The 24835-nt window shown below is 67.0% G+C and carries 23 protein-coding genes; 9 read left to right on the forward strand and 14 right to left on the reverse strand.

The window, feature by feature from the left end; genetic code table 11:
- Positions 1 to 36 precede the first annotated feature (36 nt).
- Positions 37 to 1173, reverse strand: a complete 1137-nt coding sequence (locus GGR44_RS05595) for a phage major capsid protein (RefSeq protein ID WP_183954475.1) — start codon at positions 1171 to 1173, stop codon at positions 37 to 39.
- A gap of 177 nt (positions 1174 to 1350) precedes the next feature.
- On the opposite strand from GGR44_RS05595, the gene GGR44_RS05600 reads away from it, so the two are divergent.
- Genes GGR44_RS05600 through GGR44_RS05610 form a run of 3 tightly spaced genes read left to right on the forward strand, consistent with a single transcriptional unit; the run spans position 1351 to position 2833 of the window.
- Positions 1351 to 1713 carry a hypothetical protein gene (locus GGR44_RS05600; RefSeq protein ID WP_183954476.1) on the forward strand — a complete coding sequence of 121 codons (363 nt, stop codon included), beginning with the start codon at positions 1351 to 1353 and terminating at the stop codon, positions 1711 to 1713.
- The gene (locus tag GGR44_RS05605) at positions 1710 to 2171 is read left to right on the forward strand and encodes a DUF805 domain-containing protein (RefSeq protein ID WP_183954477.1); all 462 of its coding nucleotides are present in this window, start codon (positions 1710 to 1712) and stop codon (positions 2169 to 2171) included. The genes GGR44_RS05600 and GGR44_RS05605 overlap by 4 nt, the downstream gene beginning before the upstream one ends.
- Positions 2168 to 2833, forward strand: a complete 666-nt coding sequence (locus tag GGR44_RS05610; protein WP_183954478.1) for a phytanoyl-CoA dioxygenase family protein — start codon at positions 2168 to 2170, stop codon at positions 2831 to 2833. The genes GGR44_RS05605 and GGR44_RS05610 overlap by 4 nt, the downstream gene beginning before the upstream one ends.
- On the opposite strand, the gene GGR44_RS05615 is transcribed toward GGR44_RS05610, so the two are convergent.
- The 8 genes from GGR44_RS05615 to GGR44_RS05650 form a co-directional block, all read right to left on the reverse strand.
- Positions 2785 to 3234, reverse strand: coding sequence for an HK97 family phage prohead protease (locus GGR44_RS05615; RefSeq protein WP_183954479.1), 450 nt, complete (start codon positions 3232 to 3234; stop codon positions 2785 to 2787). The two genes, GGR44_RS05610 and GGR44_RS05615, sit on opposite strands and share 49 nt — an antisense overlap.
- Entirely contained in the window at positions 3231 to 3536 is a 306-nt protein-coding gene (locus tag GGR44_RS05620; RefSeq protein WP_183954480.1) for a DUF6127 family protein, read from the reverse strand. Before GGR44_RS05620 ends, GGR44_RS05615 begins: the two co-directional genes overlap by 4 nt.
- 12 nt (positions 3537 to 3548) lie before the next feature.
- On the reverse strand, positions 3549 to 4670 hold the full coding sequence (locus GGR44_RS05625) for a phage portal protein (RefSeq protein WP_183954481.1): 1122 nt from the start codon (positions 4668 to 4670) through the stop codon (positions 3549 to 3551).
- A gap of 109 nt (positions 4671 to 4779) precedes the next feature.
- On the reverse strand, positions 4780 to 5118 hold the full coding sequence (locus GGR44_RS05630) for a hypothetical protein (protein ID WP_183954482.1): 339 nt from the start codon (positions 5116 to 5118) through the stop codon (positions 4780 to 4782).
- Positions 5119 to 5181: 63 nt separating this feature from the next.
- The gene (locus GGR44_RS05635; protein WP_183954483.1) at positions 5182 to 6525 is read right to left on the reverse strand and encodes a DNA-packaging protein; all 1344 of its coding nucleotides are present in this window, start codon (positions 6523 to 6525) and stop codon (positions 5182 to 5184) included.
- 24 nt (positions 6526 to 6549) lie between these two features.
- On the reverse strand, positions 6550 to 7152 hold the full coding sequence (locus tag GGR44_RS16820; protein WP_246344344.1) for a hypothetical protein: 603 nt from the start codon (positions 7150 to 7152) through the stop codon (positions 6550 to 6552).
- A 198-nt stretch (positions 7153 to 7350) separates the two neighbouring features.
- On the reverse strand, positions 7351 to 7998 hold the full coding sequence (locus GGR44_RS05645; protein ID WP_183954484.1) for a glutathione S-transferase family protein: 648 nt from the start codon (positions 7996 to 7998) through the stop codon (positions 7351 to 7353).
- 85 nt (positions 7999 to 8083) lie between these two features.
- The gene (locus GGR44_RS05650) at positions 8084 to 8326 is read right to left on the reverse strand and encodes a reeler domain-containing protein (protein ID WP_183954485.1); all 243 of its coding nucleotides are present in this window, start codon (positions 8324 to 8326) and stop codon (positions 8084 to 8086) included.
- A gap of 98 nt (positions 8327 to 8424) precedes the next feature.
- Between GGR44_RS05650 and GGR44_RS05655 the strand changes: the two genes are divergently transcribed.
- The 4 genes from GGR44_RS05655 to metK are packed head-to-tail and all read left to right on the forward strand — an operon-like array spanning position 8425 to position 12422.
- Positions 8425 to 8946 (forward strand): GNAT family N-acetyltransferase, encoded by a 522-nt coding sequence (locus GGR44_RS05655; protein WP_183954486.1) that lies wholly within the window; start codon positions 8425 to 8427, stop codon positions 8944 to 8946.
- A gap of 11 nt (positions 8947 to 8957) precedes the next feature.
- Positions 8958 to 9593: a YqaA family protein gene (locus GGR44_RS05660; RefSeq protein WP_183954487.1), complete on the forward strand. Its 636-nt coding sequence runs from the start codon at positions 8958 to 8960 to the stop codon at positions 9591 to 9593.
- 5 nt (positions 9594 to 9598) lie between these two features.
- Positions 9599 to 11152, forward strand: a complete 1554-nt coding sequence (gene lnt / locus GGR44_RS05665; protein ID WP_183954847.1) for an apolipoprotein N-acyltransferase — start codon at positions 9599 to 9601, stop codon at positions 11150 to 11152.
- Between the two features lie 58 nt (positions 11153 to 11210).
- Entirely contained in the window at positions 11211 to 12422 is a 1212-nt protein-coding gene (metK, locus tag GGR44_RS05670) for a methionine adenosyltransferase (protein WP_183954488.1), read from the forward strand.
- Positions 12423 to 12510: 88 nt separating this feature from the next.
- On the opposite strand, the gene GGR44_RS05675 is transcribed toward metK, so the two are convergent.
- From GGR44_RS05675 to GGR44_RS05685, 3 genes are all read right to left on the reverse strand, one after another.
- Positions 12511 to 14382 carry an AMP-binding protein gene (locus GGR44_RS05675; protein WP_183954489.1) on the reverse strand — a complete coding sequence of 624 codons (1872 nt, stop codon included), beginning with the start codon at positions 14380 to 14382 and terminating at the stop codon, positions 12511 to 12513.
- Between the two features lie 152 nt (positions 14383 to 14534).
- Positions 14535 to 16202: an MFS transporter gene (locus tag GGR44_RS05680; protein WP_183954490.1), complete on the reverse strand. Its 1668-nt coding sequence runs from the start codon at positions 16200 to 16202 to the stop codon at positions 14535 to 14537.
- A gap of 23 nt (positions 16203 to 16225) precedes the next feature.
- A complete protein-coding gene (locus tag GGR44_RS05685) occupies positions 16226 to 17632 on the reverse strand; it encodes a DcaP family trimeric outer membrane transporter (RefSeq protein WP_221214283.1) in 1407 nt (468 codons plus the stop codon).
- A gap of 189 nt (positions 17633 to 17821) precedes the next feature.
- Here GGR44_RS05685 and acs point away from each other — a divergent pair, with 189 nt between their 5' ends.
- Together acs and GGR44_RS05695 are read left to right on the forward strand one after the other, a co-directional pair.
- Positions 17822 to 19765 carry an acetate--CoA ligase gene (gene acs / locus GGR44_RS05690; protein WP_183954491.1) on the forward strand — a complete coding sequence of 648 codons (1944 nt, stop codon included), beginning with the start codon at positions 17822 to 17824 and terminating at the stop codon, positions 19763 to 19765.
- A 76-nt stretch (positions 19766 to 19841) separates the two neighbouring features.
- Positions 19842 to 20456, forward strand: coding sequence for a response regulator transcription factor (locus tag GGR44_RS05695; protein ID WP_281374195.1), 615 nt, complete (start codon positions 19842 to 19844; stop codon positions 20454 to 20456).
- A gap of 9 nt (positions 20457 to 20465) precedes the next feature.
- Here the strand turns inward: GGR44_RS05695 and GGR44_RS05700 are convergent, their stop codons facing one another.
- Together GGR44_RS05700 and GGR44_RS05705 are read right to left on the reverse strand one after the other, a co-directional pair.
- Entirely contained in the window at positions 20466 to 23798 is a 3333-nt protein-coding gene (locus tag GGR44_RS05700; protein WP_183954492.1) for a PAS-domain containing protein, read from the reverse strand.
- Between the two features lie 103 nt (positions 23799 to 23901).
- The gene (locus GGR44_RS05705) at positions 23902 to 24816 is read right to left on the reverse strand and encodes a hypothetical protein (protein WP_183954493.1); all 915 of its coding nucleotides are present in this window, start codon (positions 24814 to 24816) and stop codon (positions 23902 to 23904) included.
- Between the last annotated feature and the right edge of the window lie 19 nt (positions 24817 to 24835).

Below are 24835 nucleotides of genomic sequence, written 5' to 3' on the forward strand. Positions count from 1 at the left end.
AAGGGGGCCGCATGATTCCGACGAAAATGCCGCCGCTTAAGACGCGGCGAACTTCATCAATTTGATCGCTTCCGAATTGGCCACCGCGCCGCCGATCCGCTTCACCGCATAGAAATGCACGAACGGCTTGTTGCTGAACGGGTCGCGCAGGATGCTCGTCTCGCCCCGCTCCGCGATCACATAGCCCGCCGCGAAATTGCCAAAGGCGATGGACAGGCTGTCGGCGGCGATATCGGGCATGTCCTCGGCTTCGACCACCGGGTATCCCAGCAGGCTCGCGGGCTGCCCCGCGCTGAGCGAAGGCTGCCACAGGAACGCGCCGTCATCGGTCTTCAGCTTGCGGATCGCCGCCAGCGTGGCGGAGTTCATCACGAAACTCGCCCCCTGACGATAGGGCGCGCGCAGGCTCTGCACCAGGTCAATGAGCCGGTCGGCCGGGTCCGCGTCAAAAGCGCCCGCCGCGCCCGACGCCACATATTGCAGCGTGCCGAACGCCCGCGCGCCGTCCGCCGCGCTGCTCGTGGCATAGGTCAAAAAGCCCTTGGGCTTGTTCGTCCCATTGCCGTTGACGAAGGCCGCACCCTCCGCCGCCGCGAACTCGCGCGCGATCTCGCCCGCCAGCCAGCTTTCGACATCGAACGCCGCATCGTCCAGCATCGCCTGGCTCGCCGCCGGATTGGCGTAAAGCTCGCCCGCGGGCGGCGCGATCTCGTTGAAGGTCGGCGTCCCCGTCTCGGCCCGCGCGCCCGTCTCGCTGGCCCAGCCCGACACGATGCCGCCCGACGTCACCAGCTTGCGATAGCCCGCCGTGCCCGTCCGCACGACATTGGCGATGGCGCGGATCGGCGAAACGCTCTTCAGCGTCGCGTCGATCATCCCGTCAATCTCGCGCGGCACCGCATAGCCGCCCGCAGCGCCGGTCGCGCCCGAAAAGCTTTTCAACTCGACGCCCGCTTCCATGCCCTGGCGCAGATAGCGGTCGACAAAGGCCGCCCGCGCCGGATCGACGGCTCCGCCCTTCACTCCGTCCAGCGCCGGCCGCCCGGCCGCCACCACTGCCGCATCCATCCGCCCGCGCAAAGCCGCGACCTCCGCTGCGATCCCGTCGATCCTCTCCCCCTGAAGCACAGCGTCAAACGCCCCCTCCAGATCATCCGTCACCCGCACATCCATAATCATCTCCCGCTCGCCAAAAACAAAAAGGCCGCCCCAAACGGGACGGCCCAACAAAGAAAGAACTGATCCAGCCGCAACGAAATCGCCAGCAATGTTTGTCAGGCGAAGTCGAACGAACGGCCATTGCCCCCGTCATCCATTCACCGTAATTCTTGATCCTTCATCGGAGCATCCATGTCGCGCTCGAAAAAGATCATCGCCTGGATGGACCGCGATCTGGACCACAGCTTCCGCCCAGGCCAGAAACCCGCGTCGATGGTCATCATCTTCCTGCCGGTTCCATTCGCCATCGCGGGCGAAAGCCTGAGCCTGCCCCATCGACCGATCTGGGCCATCACCCTCTGCATTATGGCCCTGCTGGCGATCTTCTGGACCTGGCGCTACATCCGCGCCATGCGCCGCTTCGCGGCCAAATCAGACCGCATCTACGACATACGGACGAAGCATATGCTGCCCCCCGAATATGCCGACACCCACAGCGCCACCAAAGCCGCCAAACTCCGCGCGCTGCTCCGTCGGAACAAGGACCCCAAATGACCTATCCATCGGGCGCCAAAGCCGAAGCCCAGCTCTTCCTTCATACGATCAAAAGCAGTTTCGCCTTCACCGGCCGCGCCCGCCGAACCGAAGTCCTGCTCTACCACATATTCAGCGCCCTGGCAGGCGTGGTGCTCGGTTTCGTCGGAGGCGTTGTTCTTCCACAAGCCATCGCCGGGCCATTGATCGCGCTGTTTCAACTGATCGCCTTTGTCCCGATGGTGGCCCTCTTCGCCCGCCGCCTCCACGACCAGAGCCGTTCAAACTTTTGGCTCATCATATTGCCAATCGGTGTCGGCCTCAGCCATTTTCAGGGGCAGTTTTGCGGAACCACCGCAGTCTTTACGCGCGTCTACAACCTCGCCCACATCGCCGTCGTGATCCTTCTCCTCGCGCTCCTCTACTGGCCCGGCACCAAGGGCCCGAACGCCTATGGCCCCGACCCACGCCAGCCATGATGAACCTCACCCGCGACGGCGCGCAGCATATCCCCGCCGCCCTCGACGCCATCGCCCTCGCTACCCTCGAAGCCGCCTTCGCCGCGCTCCCGGCCGACCGCGCGGGCCAGCGCCTCACCGGCCTTGCGACCCTCGCGCCGCTCCTCGCGCCAACGGGCGCCATCGGCCGCCACGCCGCCGCCCATCTGGGCGACGCCGCCCGCCCCGTCCGGGCCCTCTTCTTCGACAAGAGCGCAGCAACCAACTGGGCGCTCGGCTGGCATCAGGATCGCACCATCGCCGTTACCGCCCCGGTCGAAACGCCCGGCTTCGGCCCCTGGACGGTGAAGCAGGGCATCCACCATGTCGCCCCGCCCCAGTCGCTGCTCGACGATATGCTCACCCTGCGCGTCCATCTCGACGATGTGGATGCGGGCAACGCCCCGCTCCTCATCGCGCCGGGTTCCCACCGCCATGGCCGGGTCGCCGAAGCGGATGTGCCCGCCCTCGTCCTCCGCTGCGGCGTCCATGCCTGCATCGCGCAGCGCGGCGACATCTGGCTCTACGCCACGCCGATCCTTCATGCGTCGGAAGCCGCCGCCAATCCCCGGCATCGCCGCGTCCTGCAACTCGACTACAGCGCCGATGCCCTGCCCGGCGGACTGGAGTGGCTCGGCGTCTGACCCTCCACCGCCACCACCCGCGCCATCGGCTGCATCGGATGGCTGACCAGGCTCACCTCCACCAGCTCCAGCGCCAGCAATTCGCGCGGTCCCGTCCCCCGCGCCGCCTTCACCCGGTAACCGAAGGACAGCCCGTCGACCTCCCCCGCGCGCAGCATCGCCGCCGCCCGCCGACCCAGCGCCCCGCGCGCCGACACCCGGCCGATCACGCGCAGGCCCCGCGCGTCCTCCTCCAGCCGCTCGACCGCGCCGATCACCTGCCCCGGCCCATGCTGCCACAATAAAGGCACCCCCGCCGCCGCCAGCCTGCCGCCAAAGGCCCCGCGCCGCACCACGTCCCCGCCCCGGTCCACCCGGTCGAACAAAGCCGCATAACCGGCAAAGCGCACATCGCCGCTCATCCCTTCACCAGCCCGACCAGCCCCGCCTTCACCGCAATCCCCAGCAACAGCAGCGCCATCCCGATCCGCACGACCCACCCGATCACCGCGCCCCGCGCCGCCTTCTTCGCGTCGCGCCAGGCGGAAAGCAATTCGCGCAGTTCGCGCATGTCCGCCGCCGCCCGCCGGTCCGACAGGCCCAGCCGCGCCAGCGCCCGCTCAGCGCCCAGCTCGCTCGCCTCCTCGATCAGCGCGCGGATCATCACCATGTCCGGCTCCGCCTGCGCCACCAGCCGCGCCAGCATCTCGCCCTCAACGCCCATCGCCCGCTCCCCTCACAGCTTCAGCAGCGCCCTCTTCTCCTCGGCGCTCAGGAAATCGGCCGCCGCGATCCGCTCCCACAGCGCGCTCTGCTCGTCCGACAGGGCGGGCACAGCGTCCAGGTCCGGCGCAATCTCCACCCCCGGCCACCAGTCGCCCAACCCCTGCCCCAGCGCGCCCGCGATCTTCGCGACCAGCGGCAATATCGCCTGCCGCCACAGCGCCTTGTTCGCCTCGCGATAATTGGCGTAGGCGTTGTCGCCCGGCAGCCCCAGCAACATCGGCGGCACGCCGAAGGCCAGCGCGATCTCCCGCGCGGCCGCCGCCTTCAACCCCACGAAATCCATCTCCGCCGGGGTCAGGCTCATCGCCTTCCAGCTCAGCCCCCCTTCCAGCAACATCGGCCGCCCGGCATTGGCCGCGCCCGCAAAGGCCGCCTCCATCTCGCGCTTCACCCGCTCATACTGGTCGGGCGTCATCACCGATCCATCGCCCGGATCATAGACCATCGCCCCGCTCGGCCGCGCCGCATTGTCCAGCAGCGCCTTGTTCCACACCGTCGCCGCATTGTGGATGGCGACCGCGCCCGCCGCCGCCCCGGCGCAACCCAACCCATAATGGTCGTCCAGCGGATGCAGCGCCTTCAAATGCACGATGCTGGTGCGCCCCGCCCCGTCCTGCGGCGTCAGTCGGGTGACGCTGTCGGCCACGCGATAGCTGTAGGCGGCGGGCCAGCCGCGCCCGTCCGGCTCCACCCGCACCCGTTCGGGGCGCAGCGCGAACAGCTCGGCGGGCATCCCGTCGGCTCCCGGCAAAATCTGCACATAGCCATTGCCGTGCAGCAACAGGTGACAGGCCAAAGTCTCGACCAGCCCCTGCCCGGCGGAACAATGACGCACCAGCGCCAGCGCGCGTTCCGCCTCCTCATGTCCCCCGGCCTTCAGCGCCGTCGCCCCCGCCCCTTCGGACACCAGCCGCACCGCCCGCTGCGCCACCGGATTGCCGATCACCCCGGCGCGCAACTGCGCCTCGTAACTGGCGGGCCATTCGCCCAGCGCCACCGCACCCGTGCCCCAGGCGCGCGCCAGCACCGGCCGCACCACCGGCGCGGCCGCCTTCGTCCCGAACCATTTCATATCAGCATCCCCATAATGCAAAAATCCCCTCCCCACCGGGGGAGAGGATCAAGGAAGGCCAGCGGACAGCGCCGGCTGTCGAAACGCACTATCGGGGATCAGCGCCCCTTTACGGATTGCGCCGCAATACCCGGTCGCACACCTTATTGGTGCCTTCGCTCTTGCCGATCACCCGGCCCGCGACAGCGCCCGCCGCGCCAGCGAGCAGCGTTTCGCCCAGGCCGCCGCCCGCCAGCACGCTGACGCCCGCGCCACCCGCCGCGCCGATCACCGTGCCCTTGTCGCGGCCCTTCTTCGCCTGAAGCAGACAATAACGCACATCGTCCCGGTCGCGCGGCGTTGCGCGCGCCACCCGCGCCTTTTCCTTGGCGTTCAGGCTCGCCGCCATCGCCGGGGTCGCGATCAGGCTGATGCCCACCGCCGCGCCCCATATCGCCGCCCATTTCATAACCAGTCTCCGTTCGTTACACTTCACGAACGGAAAACGAGCGGATCGGCTTGTGGTTCCCGCTCACATCCCCCGCACCCGCGCCTCTCCGCGCTGGGCCAGCATGATCTCGCTCAAGGCCCAGATCAGCGCGTCGGCCCGGTCGGGGGAGCGCCCCGGCCCCTGATAACCGCCCCCGCTCACAAAACCGCAAAGCTGGTCCTCCAGCATCGGGAAAGCGCCCAGATGCATCACCCGCCCGACCTCATAGAGCGCCGCTATCGGCTCGGCCCGCGCCACCTTGCCCCGCGTCGCATGGACCAGCCGCACCGGCAGGTTCGCTTCCGCCGCGCGCAGCACGCTCTCCACCATCGCGCCGCCGTTATTGGCTTCGGCTATCACCCGGTCCGCGCCGTGTGCCGCCGCCGCGCCCGCCACCGCCCGCGCCCAGCCTTCCGGCCCCAGCCCCTCGACGCTGGCGTCGGCGATCACATAGCCGCGCCCGTCGGCATCCTGCCCGGCGACGACAATGCCGCAAGCGTCCCGCCCGATCCCGGCGGGCGGATCGACCCCCACCACCACCCGGACCAGCAGCGCCCCGGCATCCGCCAAGCCCGCCACATGCGCTGCGCGGCACCGCTCGATCAGCGCGCGGCTCCACAGCGCGCCGGCAATCTCCTCGATCAGCTCGCCGTCCAGTTCCTGCCGCCCCAGCCGGGTGCCGCCATAATATTTCATCATCCGCGTCAGGAAATCGGGGGCCAGATGCGCCATATTGTCGCCCGTCCGCCCGCGCGTCGCCACCACGTCGCCTGCCTCCGTCGCCGCGGCGCGCGCCATCAGCGCGCGGACCAGCGGCACCGGACGCGGCGTCGTCGTCGCCACCACGCGCGGCCGCCGCCCCAGCCGCATCCCCATCATCAGATTGTCCCAGGCCGCCTCGCCATGCGGCCATTTGGCGATCTCGTCGGCCCAGCCATGGCTGAACTGCGGCCCGCGCAGCGCCTCGGGGTCGGCCGCGCCGAACAATGTCGCCATCGCGCCGTTTGGCCAGATCAACCGGCGCAGCGCCGGGGCAAAGGCGGGCCGGTTCCACCAGGGCGCAATGGCCAGCAGCCCCGATGCCCCCTCCACCATCACGCTGCGCGCCTCGTGCAGGCTCGCAGCCACCAGCGCGATCCGCGCCTTGCCGTCCTGTTCCGCAATGCCGCGCACCCATTCCGCCCCGGCCCGCGTCTTGCCGAAACCGCGCCCCGCCATCATCAGCCATGTCGACCAGTCGCCCGGCGGCGCCATCTGTTCGGGCCGCGCCGTCCACGCCCATTCATGCGCCAGCCGCTCGGCCGCCGCCGCGTCCAGCCCCGCCAGCAACCGCTCGCGCTCCTCCGGAGGTTGCGCCGCCAGCCATTCCATGTCCGAACGCGGCATCTGCTTCCCCCGAAATCACCACTCTCAATCGCCGTCGTCGCCGGTCGCCCGCCGCCGCTGCCGCACCTCATCCAGCACCCGGCGCATCCGGGCGAGCGCATCCTCGCCATCGGGCCGGTCGCGCATCTCCTCGGCGCGCAACGCCGCCACCGTACCCCGATGCGCCAGCAACAGCCGCACCCCCACCTGCAAAGGCACGCCGCGCCGGATCTTGCGGCTCTTCACCGCCCCCTCGCTGTCCAGGACGATGTCTTCCTGCTCGCTGCCGAACAGCGTCTGGCGCAGCAGCAACGCCTCCAGTTCGGCATAACCGATGCTCAACGCCTGCGCCCATTCACGGGCAAAGGCCGGGTCGCGCCGCTTCTGCTCATAGGCGCTGGAACTGGACTTCTTCGCAGCCCGCGCCGCCTCCGTCACATTGCAGGTCGCCGCCAGCGTCTCCATGAATTTGCGCCGCCGCGCGGTCGTCCACCCGTCCTTGCGCACCGTGCGCAACTGCGCCGGGGCGTCGCCGCTGGCGATCCTTGTGCGCGCCACGGTCATCCCGCGCGCCTCCTCCTCATCCGCCATGGCCTCTCCCCGTGCAAAAGGCGCGCGAAAGGCCCCGGCCATCAAGGCCAGGCTCATCTCGCTCACCCTCTCAGAAATTTGATGACCGCCAGCGCCCCGCGCCCGCCCGGCATCAAAAAACCGACGGGACGGCAGGATCGGGCGACCTCGCCGCCCGTTGTTCGATCCCACCGCCGCGTCGGCGACTCACAATTCCCAATATCGTCATTTGTGCCATATCAGCGTGACGATGTCAATATAAAATAACCAAATGGGTTATTTCATCAAATCACGCCCCATCATCGCCTTTTCCGCCGCCAGCGCCCCGGCAAAGCTCTCGCGGGCCACCAGCCTGTCCAGCCAGGCCCGAACCCCGGGCCACTGCGCGGAAAAGGGCGTTTCGCTGCAATAGGCAACCGTCAGCAGCGGACAGGCCACGGCAATATCCGCCAGCGTCAGCCCGTCGCCCACCAGCCAGCCCGTCTGCGCCAGCACGGTTTCGATATAGTCCATCAGCGGCGGCAACTCTTTCGTTTCGGCGGCGTCGGCCACCGCCGCGTCCACCGGCATGCCCAGCAGCGGCCCGACCATGCGGTTGAACACGATTTTGACGCCCGCCGGTTGCAGGATGGTGTCGCCAAATTCCTCGAACCAGATGGTTTTGGCGCGGGCGCGCGGATCGGCGGGGATCATCGCCGGTTCGGGCTGCAACGCCTCCCAATAGGCGACGATGGCGCTGCTGTCGGACAGGGTGAAATCACCGTCGGCCAGCGCGGGCATCTTGGCAAAGGGCGACGCGGCCCTGAACGCATCGCCGCCCTGCCCAAAGCCCGCAGGCACCACGTCCAGCGCAATCCCCTTTTCCGCCGCGACGACGATCGCCTTGCGGACAAAGGGCGAGGCCCGCATTCCATAGAGAATCATGGCATCACTCCTTTTGCCGTTTTCAACGGCGCCGGTCATGCCATATCAGTTTCAATATGCAACTATTATTATATGACAGGCTGCGTCAGCACACATCCTCCTCGCGCACCACCGGCCGCGCCTCGCGTGTCGCCCGCATCCGGCTCGCGGCATCATTGGGGTCCGAAGTCAGCACGACATGATCCTCATGCACCTCCAGCAGCACCCCGGCGAAAGGGAACCCCTCCAGGCTGCCGGTCACGCGGTAACTGACCGAATCGCCCGCCTTGAACGTCGCCGGGTCCGTGTTGAACGTGAACGGGCAACCGCCCTCACCCATGCCTTGCATCGTTGCATTCTCCTCTCTGCCGCACAGCTAACCACAGCCGCCACCGCGATCAAGTCTGCGGCTTTATCCTGTCATCATCCGCCGCTATGGCCCGGCCGATGCATATCCGCCCCGCCACGCCTGACGATCTGCCCGCCCTCCACGCCGTCATCGAACGCGCCTATCGCGGCGACAGCGCCCGGCAGGGCTGGACCTTTGAAGCCGATCTCCTCACTGGCCCGCGCACCGACCTTGCCGAACTGCAATCGCTGCTCGACGATCCGGCGCAAGCGCTGCTGATGGCGACCGGCCCAGATGGCCAGCCCATCGGCTCGGTCGTGGTCGCAAACCTTGGCGACGGCATCGCCTATCTGGGCATGCTCAGTATTGAACCGACGCTTCAGGCCGCCGGGCTCGGCCGCCGCCTGATCGCCGCGGCCGAGGACCATGCCGTCCATCATTTCGGCGCGCGAACGATGGAAATGACGGTCATCGACGCCCGCGCCGAACTCATCGCCTATTATCAGCGGCGCGGCTATGTCCTCACCGGCGAAACCCGTCCCTTCCCGCTGTTGACGGACCCGCCCTTGTCCATGGTCGTGCTGGCAAAATCGCTGGCGGCCCCGGCGCATCTCGGCTAGGCCGTCGCCCGATGCTCACCCGCCTCTATCAATGGACGCTGGCCAAGGCCGCCCATGCCCATGCGGAACGCTGGCTGTTCGCCATCAGCTTCATGGAATCCAGCTTCTTCCCCATTCCGCCACATCCGCTGCTCGGCCTCATGTGCCTCGCGCGGCCGGAACGGGCGCTGCGCTACGGCCTCATCTGCACCATCGCCTCGGTACTGGGCGGCCTGCTCGGCTATGGTATCGGCCACTTCGTCTACGAAGCGGTCGGGCAACAGATTCTCTCGGCGCTCGGCCTGTCGGCGAAATTCCCTGTCGCGGCCTGCTATCTACGAGACAATGCCGCGCTGATTATTCTGGCCAAAGGCGCGACGCCGATCCCGTTCAAGCTCATCACGATCACGGCGGGCTTCATCGGCCTGTCGCTGTTCACCTTCCTGTGGGCCAGCATCCTCTCCCGCGCGTTCCAATTCATGCTGGTGGGTTTCCTGTTCTGGAAATTCGGCCGCCCGATCAAGGCGTTCATCGAAAAATATCTGGCCCTCCTGTCGGCCCTGTTCCTGGTGCTGGTGGTGGGCGGCTTCATCGCCGCGTCGATGCTGTCCGGCGGCAATTCAAGGAGCGACAAGTGCAGCCAGGCCACTCTCTCCTCGCTCCGCTAGAGCGGCTGGCCGCGCCCGCGCGCCGCCGCCCCCGGCTCACCGCGCTCCTTATCGGCGCGGCGTCGGCCACCGGTTTCGAACCGCTGTCGCTGTGGACCGTCGCCCTCATCTGCTTCGCCATATTATTGGGCCTGATCGAAAGCGCGCCGGACCGCCGCTCCGCCTTCCTGCGCGGCTGGCTGTTCGGGCTTGGCCATTTCACCATCGGCCTCAACTGGATCGCCCACGCCTTCACCTTTCAGGACGCGATGCCGCACTGGTTCGGCTATCCGTCCGTGGCGCTCCTCTCGCTCTATCTGGCGGTCTATCCCGGCCTCGCGGCGCTCGCGACATGGTGGACCGCGCGCCGCATCGCCGCGCCTCCCGCCGCATTCGTCATCCTGTTCGCGGCCTGCTGGCTGGTGTCGGAATGGCTGCGCGCGACATTGTTTACCGGCTTCGCCTGGAACCCGCTGGGCGCCGTCGCCCTGCCCACGGGCCTCGCCATCGCCGCGACGCTGGTCGGCACCTATGCGCTCGGCGCGCTCGTCGCACTGTCGGCAGGCGCAGTCAGGCTCGCCTTTACCGGCCATTGGAAGCCCGCCGCCGCGCTGTTCGCGCCCATCGCCGCCATCGCGCTCTGGGGCTTGCTGACCCCGCCGCCAGAAACCCCGGTCGGCGCGCCGCGCATTCGCGTGGTCCAGCCCAATATTGGCCAGCAGGACAAACACTCGCCCGCTTTGGAAGAAGCCAATTTCCGCAAGCTCGCCGCGCTTTCCGGCCCGCGCCGCCCGGCCCCGCGCCTCATTTTCTGGCCCGAAGACGCCATTCCCGCCTGGCTCGACATGGAACCGGAATGGCGGGAGCGGCTGGCCAGCCTGCTCGGCCCCGGCGACCTGCTGATGACTGGCGGGACCAAGGTCTATTTCAAGGAAACCGACAAGGGCTTCTACACCGACCGGGTGCTGGCTGGCGCGAACAACAGCCTGTTCATCGTCACCCCCGACGCCCGCCTGCTCGGCCGTTACGACAAGTCCCACCTCGTCCCCTATGGCGAATATCTGCCGATGCGCTCGATCCTCTCGCCCATCGGCCTGTCGCGCCTTGTCCCCGGCGACGCCGATTTCTGGCCCGGCCCCGGCCCGCAAAGCATGACCCTGCCCGGCGCGCCCGGCCGCCCGACGATGCTGATGGGCGGGCAAATCTGTTACGAAATCATCTTTTCGGGCCATGTCGTCGACGCCGCCAATCGCCCCGCCTTCCTCTTCAACCCGTCCAACGACGCCTGGTTCGGCAGTTGGGGGCCGGTCCAGCATCTGGCGCAGGCGCGGCTGCGCGCCATCGAGGAAGGCCTGCCCATCGTCCGCTCGACGCCGACCGGCATTTCCGCCGTCATCGACGCGCGCGGCCATGTCCGCGCCGCCATCGCCCATAACCGCGCGGGCTATCTCGACACCGGCCTGCCGCCGCCCCTGCCGCCGACGCTGTTCGCCCGGATCGGCAACTGGATGGTGCTGATTGTCGCGGCCGCGCTTGGCGCGCTGGCCTTTGCAATTGCCAGACGCGCAAGCCGGGGCTAAAGCGCATATAACATTTTCTTTATATCCTGCCCTTGCGCCATCAGCTATCGGGAGTCCCATGCGCAGCAATTATCTCTTCACGTCGGAATCCGTCTCCGAAGGCCATCCCGACAAAGTCGCCGACCAGATTTCCGACGCCATCGTCGACCTGTTCCTGTCGAAGGACCCCGAAGCCCGCATCGCCTGCGAAACGCTGACGACGACGCAGCTTGTCGTGCTGGCTGGCGAAATCCGCTGCAAGGGCGTCTATGAAAATGGCGCCTGGGCGCCGGGGGCGCAGGACGAAATCGAAAAGGCGGTGCGCGATACCGTCAAGCGCATCGGCTATGAACAGGAAGGCTTCCACTGGGAAAGCCTGCGCTTCGAAAACAATCTCCATGGCCAGTCCGCCCACATCGCCCAGGGCGTCGACGCCAGCGGCAACAAGGATGAAGGCGCGGGCGACCAGGGCATCATGTTCGGTTTCGCCTGTGACGAAACCCCCGATCTCATGCCAGCGACGCTGGATTACAGCCACAAGATTCTGGAAGCCATGGCAGCCGACCGCCACAGCGGCGCCGCCCCCTTCCTGGAACCCGACGCCAAGAGCCAGGTGACGCTCCGTTTCGAAAACGGCAAGCCCGTCGCCGCCACCGCCATCGTCGTGTCGACCCAGCACAAGCCGGGCTATGACGAAGGCGCGAACGAGGCTCAGCTCCACGCCTATGTGAAGTCGGTCGTGGCCAGGGTGATCCCGGCCGCCCTGCTGTCGGACGCCACCGTCTATCATATCAACCCGACCGGCAGCTTCGAAATCGGCGGTCCCGATGGCGACGCGGGCCTCACCGGCCGCAAGATCATCGTCGACACCTATGGCGGCGCATCACCCCATGGCGGCGGCGCGTTCAGCGGCAAGGATCCGACCAAGGTCGACCGCTCGGCCGCTTACGTCACCCGCTATCTGGCGAAGAATGTCGTTGCCGCAGGCCTTGCCAGGCGCTGCACGATCCAGGTCGCCTACGCCATCGGCGTGTCCGAACCGCTGTCGCTCTATGTCGACACCCACGGCACCGGCACGGCCCCCGACGACGCGTTGGAAGCCGCCATCGCAAGCGTGGCGAAGGACAAGCTGGGCGGTCTCACCCCGCGCGGCATCCGCGTGGGGCTGGGCCTCAACAAGCCGATCTACAGCCCGACGGCCGCCTATGGCCATTTCGGCCGCAAGGCGGATGGCGATTATTTTCCCTGGGAACGCACAGACCTCGTCGACGCGCTGAAGGCCGCGATCTAAGCCCGCCTCGCCTCGGCACCGGCCAGCAAAAAGGGCTGCGGAGATCGTCTCCGCAGCCCTTTTCTCTCGGTGCGACCCGATGAATGGTTCAGGCGGGCGCCTGATCGAACAGCGCCATGATTGCCTCCAGCGCCGCCGGGCTCTCGATCGTCGGCGGCATGGCGATCTTCTCGCCCGCCGCCACCTTCCGCAGCGCCGCGCGCAAAATCTTGCCCGACCGCGTCTTTGGCAGCGCGCCCACGACATGCACCTCCTTCAGCGCCGCCACCGGACCCAGTTCGTCGCGGACCATCTTCACGATCTCGCGCTCCAGCGCCGCATTGTCCCACTGGCCGACCTTGGCCACGGCAAAGGCCATGGGGATCATCCCCTTCAGCGCATCGTCGACGCCGATCACCGCGCATTCGGCGATGGCCGGGTGGCTGGCGACGATCTGCTCCATCTGCCCGGTCGACAGGCGATGACCCGCCACGTTGATGATGTCGTCGGTGCGGCCCATGATGTTGACGAAGCCGTCGGCGTCGATATGCCCGGCGTCGCCCGTCTCATAATGGCCGGGGAAGGTCGCGAACGCCTTGGCGTAGCCCGCCTCATTGTTCCACAGCCCAGCATAGCAGCCCGGCGCCAGCGGCATCGTCATCACGACTTTGCCCGTCTCGCCGGCCGGCACATCCTCGCCGCCATCGTCAACGATGCGGAAAGCGAAGCCGGGCACGGGGAAGCCCGCACTGCCCGCCTTGCGCCGCGTATCGCCCAGCCCCAGGCAGGTCGCCAGCGCGGGCCAGCCCAGTTCGGTCTGCCACCAATGGTCGATCACCGGCAGTTTGAGATGCTCTTCAGCCCAGTGGATGGTGTCGGGGTCCGCCCGCTCGCCCGCCAGGAACATGGCGCGCAGATTGCCCGTGCCGATATCGGCGATGAAGCGCCCGTCCGGATCCTCCTTGCGCACCGCGCGGATGGCGGTCGGCGCAGTGAAGAATATCCGCACATCATTGCGCGCAATGGTGCGCCAGAATGTGCCCGCGTCCGGCGTGCCCACCGGCTTGCCCTCGAACAGCAATGTCGTCGCCCCGGCGATCAACGGGCCATAGGCGATATAGCTGTGCCCGACGACCCATCCCACGTCGGACGCGGCCCAGAACACCTCACCCGGCTGGATGCCATAGATATTGGCCATGCTCCACGCGAGCACCACCGCGTGGCCGCCATTCTGGCGCACCACGCCCTTGGGCATCCCCGTCGTGCCGGACGTATAGAGGATGTAGAGCGGATCGGTGGCCTTCACCGGCACGCAATCGGCCGGTTCCGCCTGCGCCAGCGCGCCCGCCCAGTCGATGTCGCGCCCGTCCTGCATCGGCGCCGTCGCCTGCGGCCGCTGCAACAGGATGACGCCGCTTACCTTGTGCTGCGCCAGTTGCAGCGCATGGTCGACCAGCGGCTTATAGGGGATGACCTTGCCGCCCTCGATCCCGCAGGATGTGGTCAGCAGCAATTGGGGCGTCGCGTCGTCAATGCGCTTGGCCAATTCCGGCGCGGCGAACCCGCCGAACACCACCGAATGGATCGCGCCGATCCGCGCACAGGCCAGCATCGCGAACAGCGCCTGCGGGATCATCGGCATGTAAATGATGACGCGGTCGCCCTTGCCCACGCCCTGCGCCGCGATCATGCCCGCCGTCCGCGCCACATGGTCGCGCAATTGCGCGAAGGTGAACGTCGTGCGCGTGTCGGTCACCGGGCTTTCGTAAATGAGCGCAATGTCGTCGCCCCGGCCCGCCTCGACATGGCGGTCGACCGCATTGTGGCACGTATTCATCACCCCGTCGGCGAACCAGCCCTCGCCATCCCGCCATCCGGCTTGCGGCTTCACCTGCCAAACTATCGCTTCGGCAGCCTTCAGCCAGAAGCCGTTGGCGTCAGCGCGGCTCGCGGCATAGCTTTCCATATAGGCTTGCGACATGGCTCTCTCCCTTACTGGTCACCATCATGCAGCAAATCGCCCATCGCCGCTATTCGACCATGGTCGGGCCGGGTTGTTACGTACTGAAAATAAGACGGCGGCCTCCAAGTGGAAGCCGCCGCCCTTTTTCGTCGCCTTGCGGCTTCGTCCGATCAGTCGTCGATATTGCGACGGAAGGTTTCGGGCAGGAACATCAGGCCCACGACAACGGTCAGCGCCGCGACCACGACCGGATACCACAGGCCATAGTAGATATCGCCGGTCGCCGCGACCATGGCGAAGGCCGTGGTCGGCAGGAAGCCGCCGAACCAGCCATTGCCGATATGATAGGGCAACGACATGGAGGTGTAGCGGATGCGGCTGGGGAAGAGTTCAACCAGCATGGCGGCGATCGGGCCATAGACCATCGTCACCAGCATCGCGAGCGCCCACAGGATGGCGACGACCGCCACCTTGTTGATCCGGGCGCTGTCCGCCTTGGCGGGATAGCCAGCCTCGGCAAGGCCGGCTTTCAGGCTGTCCTGAAACGCGGCGATCGCCGCCTTCTTGTCCTCGCCGGTCAACCCCTTGGGGTCGGGCGCGGTGAAGCTGACCGAACCGACCTTGACGACCGCCGCAGCGCCCGCCGTCGCTTCTTCGTTGGCATAGCTGACGCCGGTCTTGGCCATGTAGGCCTTGGCGATGTCGCAGCTCGACTGGTCGAACTTGTTCTTGCCCACCGGGTCGAACTGGAACGAACATTCGGCCTGGCTGGCAAAAATCGTCACCGGCGACGCCTTCTGCGCCTGCGCCAGCGCCGGGTTGGCGGCGTCGGTCAGCGCCCCGAACAGCGGAAAATAGGCGATGGCGGCCAGGGCGCAGCCGCCCAGGATGATCGGCTTGCGGCCGATCCTGTCCGACAGCCAGCCGAAGAAGACAAAGAAGGGCGTGGCCAGCGCCAGCGCGATGGCGATCAGGATGTTCGCGGTCGCGCCATCCACCTTCAGCGTCTTTTCCAGGAAGAACAGGGCGTAAAACTGGCCCGCATACCAGACGACCGCCTGACCCGCGACCGCCCCCAGCAGCGCGATGATGACCCAGCGCAGATTGCCCCACTGGCCAAAGGCTTCGGTCAGCGGCGCCTTCGACGTCGTGCCCTCGTCCTTCATCTTCTGGAAAACCGGGCTTTCGTTGAGCTGCAGACGGATCCACATCGAAACGCCCAGCAGCACGATGGAGATCAGGAAGGGCAGACGCCATCCCCATGCCGCAAACGCCTCCTCGCCCAGCGCAAAGCGGAAACCGATGACCACCAGCAGCGCCGCGAACAGGCCGAAGGTCGCCGTGGTTTGAATCCAGCTGGTATAAAGGCCGCGCTTGCCCTCCGGCGCATGCTCCGCGACATAGGTCGCCGCGCCGCCATATTCGCCGCCCAGCGCCAGCCCCTGCGCCAGTCGCATGACCACCAGGATGATGGGCGCCGCCACGCCGATGCTGGCATAGTTCGGCAACAAGCCGACCGCAAAGGTCGACAGGCCCATGATGCCCATGGTGACGAGGAACGTGTTCTTGCGCCCGACAAGGTCCCCGATCCGCCCGAACACCAAAGCGCCGAAGGGACGCACGGCAAAGCCCGCCGCGAACGCCGCCAGCGCAAAGATGAAGGCGGTAGTTTCGTTCACGCCCGAAAAGAACTGGGCCGAAATATAGGTGGCCAGCAGGCCGTAAAGGTAGAAATCATACCATTCGAACACCGTGCCCAGCGAGGAAGCGGCGATGACCAGCTTTTCCCCCTGCGTGGCCTGATGATGCTTTGGCAGACTGTCATAGGTCGATGCCATTGATCCTCTCCTCACCAAAAAAATCAGAACGTATATTTCGCCGCCATTTCGACGCGGTCCATCTGCCCCTTCAAGCCGCTGACCACTTCGCGCTGAGCGTGGCGATATTCGATGCCCAGGTCCAGATTCCTGACCGGCGACCAGAACAGGTTGCCCGCGAAGCTATAGGCTTCCGCGTTGGCGAGATCCGGCGCAAGGATGCCGCCGGGATAATCGGCGTGCTGATACCCGACCATGAAGGTCGACCGGACGGTCGGCGTCCAGCCCAGCTTGACCGCCGCAAAACCGGCGAAATTGTCGACCACATGCAGCCGGCCGTCGACCGTCGCGTCATAAATGGCGTCCGGCGCATAACCGACCGTCAGATAACGGCCCAGCCCATGACCATAAGTCGCCAGGAACCGCACATCATGCCGCCCCTTGGGGCCGAAAGGAATCTTGCCGCCCACGGTCGCGCCCCAACCCATCGCCTTGTCGCCCGCGCCATTGCTGTGGAATGACAATTCGCGCACCAGCCCGGCCACATGGATTTCGCCCAGCCTGCCCTTGTAGGCGAGCTTGGCGATCAGGTCTGGCATCCGGTCCTGATCGGTGTCGACCAGCGCGGGCGCGGTCGTCGTCATGGTTTCGGTCTGCGGATTTTCGGCCGCCAGATAGAGGCTGAGTTCGCTGCTCAATGGCTGGCGATACTGGATCATCATCTGCCGCACGAAGATCGCGCCGTCCATCGGCCCCACGAAATCGGTGGTTTCGGGCAGATGCCCCGCATTCTGGAACGTCGTCCATTCCTGCCCGACCAGCCAGTCGCCATAGGTCAGGAAACCACGGCGAAAGGTCGGCGTATAGGCGTTTGTCGCCCGCTGCGCGCCGAGCGGCGCCGCAGCCAGCGCGAAATCGAACTCGATATGGCTCTTCAGTTCCTTGCCGCCCAGCGGCGTCGCGGTGTCGAAGAACAGACGGGTCTGGCGGGCATGGCCGATCACGTCCTTGCTGCTGTGGCCGCCGCCCACGGGGATGGTCTGGGGCAGGAAAAACTCCTTGCCCAGCGACCCGCCAGCAACCTCGCCATCGTCATATCGGGTCGCGCTGGCCACCACTTTGACGAAACCGCCCATCTTGAAGGTGGTGGCGCCGACCCTGAACCCTTCGGCCGGGGCGGAGGGCCTGGCTTCCAGCGCGGCGAGCCGGGTGTCGGCCTTCTGCGCGACCTCAGCGGACATCGCCGCCTGCTGCGCGGTGTCCTGTTGCTGCGCGCGCGCTGCCGCCAGTTCGCCGCGCAGGGCGCTGACCGCCGCTTCCAACTGGTTGAGACGCGCCTCCAATTCCGCCTCGCGGGCAGTCGGCTCGGCCGCCTGGGCAAGACCGGGGCACATCGCGACCAGCGCGATGCCGGCCATCCACTGAACATATTGGTGCGATTTCCGCATCATCCTCTCCCTGGTTCATCGTGCCGGGCCGATTATTGTTCTGGCCCGGTTCGCCGGATGGTCCGCATCATCCCTTGGACCGGGGGGGTATGAGAAGGACGACGATGGTAGTAGACCGATCCCACTTTGGTATGGGCTGCACGCCTTGGCCCCAGAGGCTAAAAGCGTGCAAAATGGTCAGGAGTGGTATGGATGAGCGAGGCAGTTTACCCGGTTCCCGCACACATCGCGGCCAGCGCGACGATCACGGCTGAAAAAGCCGCCGTGATGCGCGCTGCGGTGCAGCAGGATCCCGACGCCTTCTGGCGGCAGGAGGCCCGGCGGCTCGACTGGATCACGCCTTTCACCCGCGTCAACGACAGCAATTTCAACGAAGCCGATTTCGCGATCAGCTGGTTTTCCGACGGTCAGCTCAATGTTTCGGCCAATTGCCTCGACCGGCATCTGGAAACCCGCGGCGATCAGGCGGCGATCATCTGGGAGGGCGACAACCCTGCCGAAAGCCGCGTCATCACCTATCGCCAGTTGCATGAGGAAGTGTGCCGCTTCGCCAATGTGCTGAAGGATCAGGGCGTCCGTCGCGGCGACCGCGTGACCATCTATTTGCCGATGATCCCCGAAGCCGCCTTCGCGATGCTGGCCTGCACCCGCATCGGCGCGATTCACTCCATCGTTTTTGGCGGATTTTCCCCCGACAGCCTCGCCAGCCGCATCAGGGATTGCGATTCGCGCCTGGTCATCACCGCTGACGAAGGATTGCGCGGCGGCAAATCCGTCCCCCTAAAGGCCAATGTCGACGCGGCGCTCGACCATTGCGCCTCGGTCGAAAAGGTCATCGTCGTGCAGCGCACCGGCGGCGCGGTGAAGATGGTGGAAGGACGCGACCTGTTCTACGCCCCGCTGCGCGACGCGGCGTCCGTCGATTGCCCCTATGAAGCGATGGGCGCGGAAGACCCGCTGTTCATCCTCTACACGTCGGGCTCCACCGGCACGCCCAAGGGCGTACTGCATACGACCGGCGGCTATCTGCTCTGGGCCTCGCTCACCCATGACTATGTGTTCGATTACAAGCCGGGCGAAGTCTACTGGTGCACCGCCGACATCGGCTGGGTCACGGGTCACAGCTACGTCGTCTATGGCCCGCTCGCCAATGGCGCGACGACCCTGATGTTCGAAGGCGTCCCCAACTATCCCGACCACAGCCGATTCTGGCAGGTGTGCGACAAGTGGAACGTCGCGATCTTCTACACCGCCCCCACGGCGCTGCGCGCGCTGATGCGCGAAGGCGACGATTATGTGAAGTCGTCCAGCCGCAAATCGCTGCGCATTCTGGGCAGCGTGGGCGAACCAATCAATCCGGAAGCCTGGGAATGGTATCACCGCGTCGTCGGCGAGGATCGCTGCCCCATCGTCGACACCTGGTGGCAGACGGAGACCGGCGGCATCCTGATCGCGCCGCTGCCCGGCGCCACCGCCCTCAAACCCGGCTCGGCCACCCAGCCCTTGTTCGGCGTGGAACCGGTGCTGGTCGATGCCGAGGGGAAGGTGCTGGAAGGCGCGACCGACGGCAACCTGTGCATCGCGCAAAGCTGGCCGGGCCAGATGCGGACGGTCTACAACGACCATGACCGCTTCTTCCAGACCTATTTCTCGACCTATCCGGGCTATTATTTCACCGGCGACGGCTGCCGCCGCGATGCCGATGGCTATTACTGGATCACCGGCCGCGTCGACGACGTCATCAACGTGTCAGGTCACCGCATGGGCACGGCCGAAGTCGAAAGCGCGCTGGTCGCCCATGCCAAGGTGGCCGAAGCCGCCGTGGTCGGGATGCCGCACGCAATCAAGGGACAGGGCATTTACGCCTATGTCACGCTGAACGCCGGCGAAGAGGGCGACAATGCCCTGCGCAAGGAACTGGTCGCATGGGTCCGCCGCGAAATCGGCCCGATCGCGACGCCCGACGTCATCCAGTTCGCGCCGGGCCTGCCCAAGACCCGGTCGGGCAAGATCATGCGCCGCATCCTGCGCAAGATCGCCGAAGGCGACGTCTCCTCGCTGGGCGATACGTCGACCCTCGCCGATCCTTCCGTCGTCGATCATCTGATCGCCGACAGCCGGCTTGTGAATGCCTGAAAAAAGACGTTAAAAAAGACGCCAATCTTATCGAAACGACAGAGAGGACGCCAAGCTGGACTCCCGCGGCACCATATTGGTGGCGGACGATCATCCGCTGTTCCGCCAGGCGATGGTCATGGCGGCGTCCACGGTAGCGCCACAGGCGCGCATCGTGGAGGCCGCCACGCTGGACAGCGCGGTGCTGGCTTCGGCCGCGAGCGATCTCATCCTGATGTTGCTCGACCTTAAAATGCCGGGATCAGCGGGCTATTCCGGCGTCGCCCTGCTCCATGCGGAACGGCCGTCGGTGCCCATCCTGGTGGTGTCCAGCGCCCAGGCGCAGATCGCCGGTCCCGAAGCGCGTCGTTACGGCGCGGTCGGGTTCATCGGCAAGGATCAGGATCTGGAAACGATCGAGCAGGCGATCGCCGCCGCGCTCGCGGGCGATGCCCCGCCCGTGCCGCCGCCGCCCGTCAACGATGCGGTGGACGACATGGCGGGGAAGGTCGCCTCGCTCACGCCCACCCAGTTGCGCGTGCTGCTGGGCGTGCTCGACGGGCAACTCAACAAACAGATCGCCTATGAACTGGGCGTCGCGGAATCGACGATCAAGTCGCACATGACCATCGTGCTGTCGAAACTGGGGGTGCAGAACCGCACGCAGGCCGCGCTCGCCGCCCGCGCCCTTGGCCTTCAGCCGCGAGACTGATTCTACTGATTATTCGGCCGCCCGCGCCGCCGCGACCTCTTCGGCCAGCCACTGGTCCAGCCGCTGCGCCTCCAACGGCTTGGGCAGCACATCCACCCGCCGCTGCGCCGCCCGCGCCAGCATGGCCGATCCCCGCTCGGCCGTGACCAGCAGCGCCGGCAATCCGGGATCGCGCGCGCGCAGCGCGTCGATCAGGTCGATGCCGTCGCCACCGTCGCCCAGATGATAGTCGATGATCGCGGCGTCGAACGGGCCGGGCGCCGCCAGCGCCGTCGCCTCATCGGCGGCGGCCAGCACCTGATGGCCGCCCGCCGACAGCAGCGCCTTCATGCCTTCACGATTGACCGCATCGTCGTCGACCACCAGCAATTTTAGGCCAGTGACGGGGAAAAAGGCCGCCGCAGCCCGCGCCTTGCCAGGAACGGCCCCGGTCTGCGCCATCGGCAGGGTCAGGGTGAAACGGCTGCCCCGCCCGACCGTCGACCGGACCTCGACCGTCCCGCCGATCAGCGGCGCCGCCCGCTCGACAATGGCGAGGCCGAGGCCAATGCCCGACTCGGTCCCCTGCCCGAGCCGCTCGAACTCGCGGAAGATCAGCGCCAGCTTGTCGTCGGGAATGCCGATGCCGGTGTCGTAAACCTCTACCCGCACCTGTCCGCCGCGCCGCCGCGCCCCGATCACCACGCGCCCGTCCTTGGTGTAGCGTATGGCGTTGGACAGGAAATTCTGGAGGATGGAGCGCAGCAAGGTGCGGTCGGTTTCGACCATCGCATCGCCGCCCGCGATCCGCAGGCGCAGCCCCTTTTCGGCGGCCAGCGGCTGAAACCCGTCGATCAGGTCGGTCAGCACCGATCGCACCGAAAAGACGGCGGGTTGCGGCACGATGCCGCCCGCATCCAGCTTCGAAATATCGAGCAACGCGCGCAGCAGATCGTTGGCCGCCTCGATCGACCGGTCTATGCGCGAAAGCATCGCCAGCCCCTGCTCGGGCAGCGTCCGCCGCAGAGCGCCCGAAAACAGCATCGCGGCGTGGAGCGGCTGCAACAGGTCATGGCTCGCCGCCGCCAGGAAGCGGGTCTTGTCGGCATTGGCGCGCGCCAGCCTGGCGTTCACGTCCGACAGTTGCGCCGTGCGTTCCGCCACCGCCCGTTCCAGGTCGCGCCGCGCCGTCTCGGTCGCTTCGCGCGCCTGGGCTTCCAGCGTGATGTCGGTAAAGGACATGACATAGCCGCCATCGGGCATCGGTCCGCCCACGGTCTTGAGCACCCGGCCATCCGACCGCTCGCGCTCGAAGCTATGCTGCCGCCGCACCCGCATATGGGCCAGCCGCCGCTCGACATGCCCCTCGACCTCGCCCGGCCCGCACTCGCCCTGCTGCGCGTTGAAGCGGATCAGGTCCGCCACCGGCACCCCCACGCGCACCAGCCCGGCGGGATAGGCGAACAGTTCCAGATAGCGGCTGTTCCAGGCCACCAGACGCAGGTTGCGGTCGATCACGCTGACGCCGATGTCGATGTTTTCCAGCGTCGCGGCCAGCAATCCTTGCGAAAAATGCAGCGACTGGCCCGATGCGTCGAGCATCTGCGCCACTTCCGACAGGCCAAGGCCCCGGCCCGACATGGCCGACGCCATGATCGCGCGGGCGGACGAGGCGCCCACGACGCTGCCGATCAGCCGTTCAGCCGCGCGCGCGGTGGTCAGGTCGATGCCGGCGGCCGGGTCAATGTCGGTCCCGAACAGCTCCGCCGACCGTTCCGGCCCGACAAAGCGCACAACCAGATCGGCGAGCGCGCCCATGTCGGAAATGCGCGCGATGCCATGCTGGGTGGAAGGCCGACCCGATCCGCGCCCGCGCCGCGCCATGATCCAGCCGACCAGCCCATAGGACAGGATATTGCCCGACAGGCTGACCGTGGCGCCAAAGGTAACCGGGCTGATCCCGTCCATGCCCAGCAACAGCCTTGGATCGCGCAGCAGCGCCGGCAGCGCCGTCCCCGCGACAGCCGGTATGAACAACGTCGCCAGCCACAGCACGAAGCCGACGCTCAATCCCGCTTTCGCCGCCGCCGCCTCATTGCCGGTGCGGCGCACCGCCACGATCAGCACGGGCGCGCATTGCGATATGGCGACAAAGGCGATCAGGCCGACCGACGCCAATTGCGCGCCGCCCGGCGTCATCAGCGCAAAGCCGACCGAAGACGCGATCAGCGCAATGATCGCCGCGCGCCGCACCCACAGCAACTGTTCGCCCAGATGCGCGTCATTGCCCTGGCGGCGCAGCAATATGGGCGCGAACAGATCGTTGGAAATCATGCTGGACAGGGCGATGGCCTCCGTCACCACCATCGCCAGCGCCGCCGACAGCCCGCCCAGGAAAACCAGGATGGCTAAGCCCTCCGCGCCGATGGAACCGGGCAGGCTGAGCACGAAGAAATCGGGCGGCGCGTCGCCGCCCAGCATGGTGAGGCCCGCAATGGCGATCGGCGGCACCGCCAGGACGGTCAGCAACAGATAGGCGAAAAAGCCCCAACGCGCCCGCAAAATATCGTCCGGCTCGCGCGCCTCCATGACGGTCACGTAAAATTGCCGGGGCAGGCACAAAATCGCGCCGATCGACAGGAGCGAGGCGGTCAGGAAATCGGCATCGATATCGCTGACATTGAACCGCTGCTGCAACAGGCCAAAGCCATGGTCGGGCAGCGAAGGCGTCGTCCACAGCAGCCACAGGGCGAGCAGCGCGACCCCGCCCAGCGCCGTCAGCTTGATGATGGATTCCACCGCGACCGCGAACAGCACCGCCTCGTTACGGGCCGCCACCTCGTACCGGCGCACGCCGAAGATGATCGCGAACAGGGCGAGCGCGACGGCCGCGCCCAATAGGGGCGTGACGCTCTCCTTCGTGCCCGACACCAGCGCGAAACTGACGGCCACGGACCGCAGTTGGAGCGCGATATAAGGTATGGTGCCGAACAGTGCGATCAGGGTCACGAGCGCGGCGACGCTGCGGCTCTTGCCAAAGCGCGACCCGATGAAATCGGAGATGGAGGTCGCGCCCTCGCTCTGCACCTCGACGTTCATGCGGCGCAGGAAGCGGCCGCCCAGCACCATCATCAGGATCGGCCCGACATAGATGGGCAGGTAATGCAGCCCCCCGGTCGCCGCCGTGCCGACCGTGCCGAAATAGGTCCAGCTTGTGCAGTAGACCGCCAGCGCCAGCGCATAGGCGTGGATGCGCGCGCGCGACTGTTGCAACCGCTCGCGATGCCGATGCGCCAGCGCCGCGCCGCCGAACATCAACGCGACATAGAGGATCGCCATCACCAATGGCGCGGACGTCGTCATGGCCTGCCCAGAGCCTCCCTGCCCCCCCGAAACCAGCCTTCTCGCACCTTGTGCGGGGAATGGAAAGAGCATGACCGGCGGTCGATCGCGCCAGCGGCCCGGCTCAATCGGGCGACAAACGCCCCTCCGCCAGCCGCACCGCACGCGCATCGCACATGCCGCAATCGGGCGCGGCGACGCTCATCACCGCCTTGCCGCCATCGAAGCGGATCGCATAATCGAACGGCGGCCCGCGCCAGTCCACCACCCAGCCTTCGGGGCCGGACGCCAGCAATGCGCTCTGACAGGCCGGTTCGGCGCAGGGGGCGGCGGCCGCGCCGGCCCGCGCGCACATGGCCCGAGCGGCGTCGAACAAGGCTTCGGGCAGGCCATCGTCATTGAGGTCGGGCAGCAGCGCCAGCGCCTCCCCGGTCTCCGCCGCGCCACCATCGGCCTTGCATTGCGCGATATAGGCGTCGGCCATCGCGGCCAGCGCCGTGATGGCCCTGTCCGCCCCCGGCAACGGCTGCGCCAGCGGACCTGAATAGCCATGGCGCGGCCCGCCCGGATCAGCGGGCAGAAACCACCCGCGCCCGTCAGCGCCCGCGACCCAGCCATAGGCATAGCGGCATTCGTCCGATCCCGTCCCGCCGCAATGCACGCCATGTTCGGCCGTCACCAGCCGCGGCGCGCCCTCGCCGCGCTCGATCTTGTAACCCAGAACCTGCCGGTCAAAGGCCAGCCTGTATCCGTCCGGCCCGGCCACATAGATCTGCAATGTGCAACCACCCGTGCCGCACATCATCGCCGCGGGCATACGGGCGAAATCGACGATCCAGTCGCCCGCCTCCTGCCCGGTCAGGTCGACATTGCTGTAAAGCCTGCGCGCCTGCCCCAGATCGAGGTCGTCGGCCTCGCTATCCTCCAGCTGGCGTTCGACGGCGGCGGTCACTTCGGCGGGTGGCTGGGCCATGGCGGGCGCGGCGGCCAGCCAGCCGATCAGCGCCGTGATCCCTGCCGCGAAATCCGCCCGCGCCATCGCCGCCTCCCGCCACAAG

Source organism: Sphingobium fontiphilum (assembly GCF_014196635.1).
Lineage (GTDB): Bacteria > Pseudomonadota > Alphaproteobacteria > Sphingomonadales > Sphingomonadaceae > Sphingobium > Sphingobium fontiphilum.